The 8,427-nt window shown below is 59.2% G+C and carries 5 protein-coding genes and 6 pseudogenes; 9 read left to right on the forward strand and 2 right to left on the reverse strand.

What is annotated here, in order from left to right:
* Positions 1-351: 351 nt before the first annotated feature.
* Entirely contained in the window at positions 352-1,587 is a 1,236-nt protein-coding gene (locus ASF41_RS25105; protein ID WP_156653343.1) for a hypothetical protein, read from the forward strand.
* On the opposite strand, the gene ASF41_RS16715 is transcribed toward ASF41_RS25105, so the two are convergent.
* Positions 1,571-2,662, reverse strand: a complete 1,092-nt coding sequence (locus tag ASF41_RS16715) for an IS630 family transposase (RefSeq protein ID WP_056495149.1) — start codon at positions 2,660-2,662, stop codon at positions 1,571-1,573. The two genes, ASF41_RS25105 and ASF41_RS16715, sit on opposite strands and share 17 nt — an antisense overlap.
* 409 nt (positions 2,663-3,071) lie before the next feature.
* Between ASF41_RS16715 and ASF41_RS16720 the strand changes: the two are divergent.
* A pseudogene (locus tag ASF41_RS16720) lies at positions 3,072-3,460 on the forward strand (transposase); the annotation flags it as partial.
* A gap of 42 nt (positions 3,461-3,502) precedes the next feature.
* On the opposite strand, the pseudogene ASF41_RS25110 reads toward ASF41_RS16720, so the two are convergent.
* Positions 3,503-3,763 (reverse strand): annotated as a pseudogene (locus ASF41_RS25110) (IS630 family transposase); the annotation flags it as partial.
* Between the two features lie 147 nt (positions 3,764-3,910).
* Here ASF41_RS25110 and ASF41_RS16725 point away from each other — a divergent pair.
* The 7 genes and pseudogenes from ASF41_RS16725 to ASF41_RS24160 all read left to right on the forward strand — a co-directional run.
* Positions 3,911-5,471, forward strand: a pseudogene (locus ASF41_RS16725) (ISL3 family transposase).
* A gap of 725 nt (positions 5,472-6,196) precedes the next feature.
* Positions 6,197-6,799, forward strand: a complete 603-nt coding sequence (locus ASF41_RS26475) for a CatB-related O-acetyltransferase (protein WP_082504645.1) — start codon at positions 6,197-6,199, stop codon at positions 6,797-6,799.
* A gap of 68 nt (positions 6,800-6,867) precedes the next feature.
* Positions 6,868-7,115, forward strand: a 248-nt coding sequence (locus ASF41_RS24155) for a dTDP-4-dehydrorhamnose 3,5-epimerase family protein (RefSeq protein ID WP_162242129.1), incomplete at its 3' end; no start/stop codon positions are given.
* Between the two features lies 1 nt (position 7,116).
* A pseudogene (rfbC, locus tag ASF41_RS16735) lies at positions 7,117-7,591 on the forward strand (dTDP-4-dehydrorhamnose 3,5-epimerase); the annotation flags it as partial.
* 98 nt (positions 7,592-7,689) lie between these two features.
* Positions 7,690-7,833 (forward strand): annotated as a pseudogene (locus tag ASF41_RS25115) (NAD-dependent epimerase/dehydratase family protein); the annotation flags it as partial.
* 74 nt (positions 7,834-7,907) lie between these two features.
* Positions 7,908-8,130: NAD-dependent epimerase/dehydratase family protein (locus tag ASF41_RS16740; RefSeq protein ID WP_244479688.1), on the forward strand; the 223-nt coding region annotated here is incomplete at its 3' end.
* A 1-nt stretch (position 8,131) separates the two neighbouring features.
* Positions 8,132-8,427: pseudogene (locus ASF41_RS24160) on the forward strand (GDP-mannose 4,6-dehydratase); the annotation flags it as partial.

Genomic DNA, 8,427 nt, shown 5'->3' on the forward strand with positions numbered 1-8,427 from the left:
AACGGCGACCCAAAGCCCTTCGTCTGGACTGCCGACCCGGATCGCATCATCCAGGCCGCAAAGCGCGGGCACCAAATGTTAGACTCGCACCACTAGACCGAAGCAACGGGGGACGTCGACGTAGAGCACCATCAACCCTCAATAGCGCCTATGCATATCAAAGTACCCCGATAGCCCCACTTAATCCTCATTATCCCAAACCCATCGGGAGATCGAAGCACTTTATTATATGGAACAATTTTCTGATTACTCCACCACGATTGACATTTTGAATGCACCCCATTTTATGTTCGATTTCCCAAAGAGCGAGCGCGAGTCAAAGGAAGTATGATGATTTTCGGAAATGTCGACGTGGCAGGCCCGATTGCCCTGGGATGGGCAGTAGATACCGAAAGCAAAAATGGATGCATTATTGATATATTTATAGATCACAAAATTCACATATCTATTGCTGTTGGTAATTACATAAGAGACGATGTAAAAGAAAAATTCTCCACTCTTCTAGAGCTCGAGGATGCTCGTTGTGGGTTTAAGATCGACCTAAGTGCTGCTTTGTCAAGCAAAGGTTCGAAGGTTGAATTTCGTTACAACAAGACAGGCCTTCTTATGGACGGAGCTAGCAGCGCTATTGTCTGTGCTTCCATTCCGAAGCGAGGTGTGATTGAAGGCGCAGAAGGATATAAATTCTACTGCGGCGAAGATAGGGAAGTCATAGATCAATTATCCGGAGGCGCCTCTATACCGGAGAGGGATGCAAAGATTTGGGCTCGACGATATTGTCTTACAGATGCAATAGTTAGAGCGCATGGCGGAAAATTTGTTCCTGTGATTATACCTGAAAAGATTGCGGTAGCGCCGCATCTGCTTTCGCACGATATGCACCTGTCCGATCATCGGCCAGCGTCTGCTGTATGTAGGGCCACTCAAGAGCTCTGTAATATCAGCGTTCTTTATCCATTAGAAGCTCTGCTGAACTGGGATAAACTGGAAAAAATTATTTTAAAGTTGGACTCACATCTAACCTGGCGGGCACACCATCACATTTTTGAGCTGATCATGAAACAGGCACAGATGGCGGAGACGCTGCCCGTAGTTGACTGGGTCGAAAACTCGTATGTCCATGATCTATCGGCTTGGGATGGAACGGAAGAAACTGAAAAAGAAGACATGCCCAAATTTGTATCCTGTGCGGAAATAACGCTTATAAGTAGTCGTGCCACGACCTACTCAGTGTTTCTCAATCCACAAGGCACGGTTCCGCTTGTTATTATCTGTGGCAATTCATCTGGATCGATGCTTGCAACGTACATGCAGCAGGTCGCTATAGTGACAGTTTTGATACCAGGAAAATTGGTTGATTACGATCTATTGGCTAGATATAAACCAAATATTCTAGTTTATTATCTTGCAGAAAGAAATCTAAGAAATCCTGGGCCGGATTTATTTGAATTTACTTCAAAAATTGACGAGGCTGCAATTGCAAGAGCTATCAATTTACGTCGTAGACTTACCGCGCGGAACAGTGAATCTACAAGTCATGCTAAGTTTCTCGCTAGTACCGATGAACAGTCTAGTGGTCTGAGTTAGAAGTTTTCTGGCAGAAACGTCCGACGCTGGCGAGGATGGCATCGGCAGGTTTTGTCCAGACGCAGGGCTTTGGGTTGGTGTTGGTCTGAGCGATGTAGGCGTGGATCGCATCTTCGAGATCGGTGGTCTGTTGGAAGGCACCGCGCTGCAGGCGTCGACGGGTCAGCAGGGCAAACCAGCCCTCGACGAGATTGAGCCACGACGCGGATGTCGGCGTGAAGTGAAGGTGCCAGCGCGGACGCTTCACGAGCCAGTCGTGGATCAGCTTGGTTTTGTGGGCGGCCGCGTTGTCGAGCACGAGGTGTACGTCGAGATCATCTGGTACGGCCGCCTCGATCTGATCGAGGAAGGTGCGGAACTCGACCGAACGGTGCTGGCGTGTACAGCGGCCGATCACCGTCCCAGCCTGGATGTCGAGGGCGGCGAACAGGTCGGTGGTGCCCTGGTGACGATAGTCATGGGTCCGGCGCTCCGGCTGGCCGGGCCGCATCGGCAACACGGGGGCGGTACCGCTCAGCGCTTGGATCTGCGGCTTCTCGTCGACGCACAGCACCACGGCACGATGCGGCGGAGCCAGGTACAGGCCAACGATGTCCCGGACCTTGTCGACGAAGGCGGGATCGGTCGAGAGCTTGAAGGTGTCGGCCTTGTGCGGCTGCAGCCCGAAGGCGCGCCAGACCCGCGAGACCATGCTCTGGCTCATGCCCACCCGCCGAGCCATGGCGCGGGTCGACCAGTGGGTGGCGTTCTCCGGCTGGCTTTCCAGCGTGAGGGTGATCAACCCTTCGATGGCCGTGTCCGCGACGACACGTGGCGCACCAGAGCGGGGCAGGTCGACGAGGCCGTCGAGGCGATGGGCAAGGAAGCGGGCACGCCACGTCGTGACGCTCATCCGGCTGACGCTGAGATCACGGGCAACGCCACTGTTGGTCGATCCCGGCTCGGCGCAGGCCAGCACGATCCGCGCGCGTTGAGCCAAGGCCTGGCCGACGTTGCGGCGACGGACGAATCCGGCGAGGCGCGTTCGCTCGTCCTCGCTCAGATGGAGAGGAGCAGGTTTGGGACCACGAGCCATCGGTCACCTCCGTGCGGGCATCCCCCACACGTAGGTGCAAGCTCAAAATCTGCAACTGAACTTCTAACTCAGACCACTAGCTATATTGTCACCGAAGCGATTGCAGAGGCGGCAGATACTGCGGAGTTTTCAGCAAGACAGCTCTGGAACCCATCTGTCAGCAGCGATCAAAATGTGAATTCCAGCTACTTAGAATATTACGGCAGTCAGGCGGGAGCTTAATTTATGATGAGGCGGTGTCATCGATAGGATTGATTTAACCTGCTGGCTTCGGAACTGGCTGATTGAGAGGGTCAGCCAGGACCGAAGGAGTCGGACAGGCAACGAGGTCACAAGACTAGCGCGGAGCAGGTCGTGCTGAAGCTCCGCCAGATCGAGGTGAAGACAGCCCACGCGCATCCTAACGCGGATCGAGGCGCTGGCCGACGCCGTGTGTCTCGACGGCATCCCGGAGCACATTCGTTGCGACAAGCGCCCGGAACCGAAGGACTGCCCAACGGGATGATCGCCAAGGCCCTGCGCAATTGGGGCGCCAAGACCGGACCGCAGATCCAGTATATCGCGCCGGGTTCGCCGTGTAAAAGCGGCGACTGCAAGAGCTTCAACGGCAAGCTTCGCGATGAGTGCCTGAGGCAGGAAATCTTCTACTCACTGAAGGAAGCGCAAATCGTGATCAAGCCCTGGCAGAACACCGACAGCCGCGTCCGGCCGCATTCGTCGCTGAGCTATCGGCCGCCCACGCCTTTCACCTTCCCGAATCTAGCCTTCCGGCTACTTATGGCCGCTACCATACAGTAGCCTCTCACTTGGCACGGTCCAAAACACCGGTCAGGTTTAGACGTCGCGCAACTCGCGAAGAAAGATTTTGGGCCGAGTCTGGCAGGCCGCCAGAATTAGATCCGCACGCTCCTCAGTGGCCGGCGAGCGGTCGCCGCGCTTCAGCTTGAGTGCAACGTGGCCCTCCCGCGCAAACCGCATCGACCAGCGGCTGGCACTCGACACGCTTACGCCGAAGCGAGCCGCTGAACGACGGAAAAAAGCGGTTCCGGCCACAGCCGCCACGACGCGTTCGCGCAGATTTACAAAAAAAGGTGAAGGCATCGCTAGCTCCTTCACCCGCCAACGCCGCAATCGTTAATCCGTCGCAACTTTCGAGGATATTTATTTCTGCGTACAACTTTGGCTCTGACTCACTCTCGTTGATACCGACGGCGTTGAGGTTGCGGACATCTATGATGGAGCCGCAGAATGCGCCCTCGCTTCCGGTCGTCGAGCCTCGTACCCGCTGGATTCATCTTCGATCATCACGATGCGGACGCCGACCGGATCAGTCTGGTTGTGAGGTCGAGAGCCGCGGAGACGCCCTGCCCAGACTGCCATGTCTCTTCGCGTCGCATCCAAAGTCGCTACCAGCGCCGTGCTGCCGACCTACCGCTCGGTGGCCGGCGCGTCGAGCTCCAGGTCGTCGTACGCCGCTTTTGGTGTGACGCAGCTGCCTGTGGCCGGGAGATCTTCGCTGAGCGCTTCCCTGACGGTGTCCTACCCGCCTTCGCGAGACGCACCTCGCGGCTGGAGCAGATCGTCCATTACCTCGGTCTCGCGCTCGGCGGTCGGCCCGGTGCGGGCCTCGCCCAGCGTCTCATGCTGCCGGTCAGTCGCGATACGCTCTTGCGCGTCGTACGCCGTCGGGCAACGACACCGTCCGATCCGCTCGGCGTCATCGGCATTGACGACTTCGCCTGGCGACGCAACCACCGCTACGGCACTCTGGTCTGCGATCTCGAACGCCGCCGCATCGTGGCGCTTCTACCGGACCGCGAACAGGCCACCGTACAGACCTAGCTGAAGGAGAGGGCCTCGATCAGGATCGTCGCCCGCGACCGCGGCGGCGGATATGGTGAGGCCATCGCCCGCGCTCTGCCGCGGGCTATCCAGGTCGCCGACCGCTGGCACCTCATGGAGAACGCCCGCCGCGGCTTCCTCAACGCCGTGCGCGGGTCGATGCGTCAGGTTCGCGAGGTCGTTGGCGCAGCTACCGTTGATCCGGAGCTCGTCACCGCGGCTGAGCGTATCCAGTACGAGGGTTACCTGCGCCGGGAAGAGGCGGACGTGGCCATCCGCGCACTCGCCGACGCAGGCGTTCCGATCCGCCGGATCGGCCAGCGACTGGGCCACAGCTGCAAGGTGGTACGTGCGGTCCCGCGCGGCGAGCGCACGGACGTCTTCCGGGTCCGCCAGAGTTCGCTCGACGCCTATCTGCCTTGGCTCGACGCCCAGTAGGACGCAGGGAGCCGCAATGCGACCGAGGTCTGACGAATGGCGAGGGCGCAGGGCCTCCGAGGATCGTTTCGCGTGGTCGGGGAATGGGCGACGCGCTGCCGACGCGCGGAGCAGGCCAACATCGAGCGGCTTCAGCGTGTGCCGTCGGCGCGAACCTTGGTGCGGTTGCTGACGACGGATCGCAACCGGTTGACCAAGGCGGAGACGCTGACGGTGGCCGCGGTCGAAGGTGGGGTACCGGCGCTGGTCGAGGCACGCGAGGTGGTCGTCTCCTTCCAGGCGATGGTGCGAGGAAACGAGCCCGGCCAACTCGAAGAATGGCTCAGGCGGGCCGAGGGAAGTCTCGTCGCCTCCTTCGCGCGCGGCAGTCGGTCAAGATCGGTCCGCAGTTCAGGCTGCGATCATGCTGCCATGGTCGAACGGCCAGACCGAGGGACAGGTCACGAAACTCAAGCTCGTGAAGCGCCAGATGTACGGCCGCGGCAAGATCGACCTGCTGCAAGCTCGCCTGATCGGCCTCTCGCCTTAATGATCAGCACGAGTGCATCAGAGCCAAAGTTCCACACCGATCCAGGGTCAATGTTCAACGCTGTTTGACAAAGGGGACGGCTCAACCGGGTAGTGCATGTAACTTTGGCGACCTTCCGGGGTTAATCCGGTGCCCATTTCAGATTTGGTATTGCCACGCGGATCAGCCGGGGTCTAGCGTCGAGATCATGGACACAGTACCCGTCTTTGAAAGGATCTTCTAAGCAGCATTGCGCCATATCTGCACGAGGAATTCCTTCTCGTCTCCTCGATCGACGAAAAGGACACCCTCGTCTGCATGTCGCTACGGCCTGATCATAATTTCCTATCCTAGGGATCACAACGGTCTAGCACTCCTCTCCGTGCGCGGCTATGATGTCGGGAAATGGTGGAAAATAAAACCGGACAAAATACTTTTACTAAACTATTGTCGTTTTATATAGAGGTAGATTTTTACTTGATTATTCGAATGCCAGGTCCTGTTGGCCAATGCGCGCATTACATCCATACTCAGACCAAGTTTTCCGGCACATGCCTGCTTGCTGCACTTAGTATGTTTCAATATCTGAGATTGTCAACGAACTCCAATTCGAACACCTTAACTTGTTGATGCATAAGATTTAATAGTAGATGATCAAAGTTTTAAACGGATAAACTAGTCACTCGGCAGAGTGGGTGATACCATACATCTCTCTTAATGGGTTTAAATGAGCAATGCTTCCTACTATGCGCGCTGCCTTCGCGGCAGCAAATGTTGCTGTGACGAAAGATGCCTTTAAAGCTGCGGCTTTTAAATTTCGGTACGTAATAGGCGACTACACTTACGGCGTACCGAGCGTAATGTGGTGGGGCGAGGACGCAGGCTTATCGATCGGTCGGTACTGTTCGATCGCGGGGGGCGTGTCGATCATGCTCGGGGGCAACCATCGCACGGACTGGATCACAACATTCCCATTTAATGTTCTTGATCCGGTAGCGTCTGCCTACACTGGACACCCTGCTACTAACGGTGATGTACGAATCGGCAATGACGTGTGGCTTGGGATATCATGCCGAATCATGTCAGGGGTGACAGTCGGAGACGGGGCGTGCGTAGCGGCAGGAGCGGTGGTTACCCGCGACGTGCCTCCTTACGCTATCGTCGGTGGCGTGCCAGCTAAAGTGATACGCATGCGCTTCACGCCTGAGCAGATCGCCGCGCTGCTAGAGATTCGCTGGTGGGACTTACCTGAAAAGCAAATCCAAGAGCTTTATTATTTGATGCTGTCACCTGATGTGGATGGATTCATTGAAGCGGCAAGAAGTATAACCGTTCGGGATATTTCTTAATTGTCCTAAATCTGGTTTTAGGGTGAGGCGCCATTTCTTTTTTAATATCATTTTGAGGTCTTCCGGGCATGCAGGTGATTGAGACGGACATTCCGGCGGTCCGGCGGGTGGTGCCGACGCGCTTCGGCGACGCGCGGGGCTGGTTCTCGGAGACCTACCGGGCGGACATTCTGGCCCGGGCCGGCATTGCGGATGTCTTCATCCAGGACAACCAGTCCTTCTCCGCCCCGCGCGGCACCGTGCGCGGGCTGCACTTCCAGCGCGCGCCCATGGCCCAGGCCAAGCTCATCCGGGTGCTCGCGGGTGCCATCCTGGANGGAGACCTACCGGGCGGACATTCTGGCCCGGGCCGGCATCGCGGATGTCTTCATCCAGGACAACCAGTCCTTCTCCGCCCCGCGCGGCACCGTGCGCGGGCTGCACTTCCAGCGCGCGCCCATGGCCCAGGCCAAGCTCATCCGGGTGCTCGCGGGTGCCATCCTGGATGTGGCCGTCGACCTGCGGCGCGCCTCGCCCACCTATGGCCGGCACGTGGCCGTGCGGCTCGATGCCGAGGGCGGCGAGCAGCTCTACATCCCGGTCGGCTTCGGGCACGGCTTCTGCACCCTGGAGCCCGACACCATGGTGGCCTACAAGGTCGCCGGCGGGGTCTACAGCCCCGAGCACGATGGCGGCCTGCTCTGGAACGATCCGGCGCTCGGCATCGCCTGGCCGGTGAGCGAGGCCGAGGCCCAGCTCTCGGCCAAGGACCGGGTCGCCCCGCGCCTGGCCGATCTTCCGCCGCTTTTCTGAAGCTCTTGCGGCGGACGACCCGGCCGGCGCCGGTCCCGCCGCATCACCCCATCGCCGGATCGTCCATCGATCCGGCCTCACGAGAGACCTTTCATCCCATGCGCATCTTGGTGACGGGCGGTTGCGGCTTCATCGGATCGGCTCTGGTCCTGCACCTGGTGCAGGACCTCGGACACGAGGTGGCGACGCTCGACGCGCTGACCTACGCGGCCAACCCGATCTCGCTCCAGCCGCTGGCGGACAATCCGCGGTAGGTCTCGCGCGGACACCCCNACGCTGTCGAAGAAATCGGCGATCTTGTCGGCGGACGAGGGTCCTGCACCTGGTGCAGGACCTCGGACACGAGGTGGCGACGCTCGACGCGCTGACCTACGCGGCCAACCCGATCTCGCTCCAGCCGCTGGCGGACAATCCGCGGCACCGCCTGGTGGAGGCCGACATCTGCGACCCGGGGGCCGTGCACGCCCTCTACGCCGACTTCCGGCCCGAGGCGGTGATGCACCTGGCCGCCGAGAGCCATGTCGACCGCTCGATCACCGNCCTCGACGAAGTCGCACCAATCCGCGGCACCGCCTGGTGGAGGCCGACATCTGCGACCCGGGGGCCGTGCACGCCCTCTACGCCGACTTCCGGCCCGAGGCGGTGATGCACCTGGCCGCCGAGAGCCATGTCGACCGCTCGATCACCGATCCGGGTGCCTTCATCCGCACCAACGTGGTCGGCACCCAGGTCATGCTGGACGGGGCCCGCAGCCACTGGGACGGGCTCGCAGGCGCCGAGAAGGCGGCCTTCCGCTTCCTGCACGTCTCCACCGACGAGGTCTACGGCTCGCTGCC

The sequence above is a fragment of the Methylobacterium sp. Leaf111 genome, assembly GCF_001423285.1.
Classification (GTDB): domain Bacteria; phylum Pseudomonadota; class Alphaproteobacteria; order Rhizobiales; family Beijerinckiaceae; genus Methylobacterium.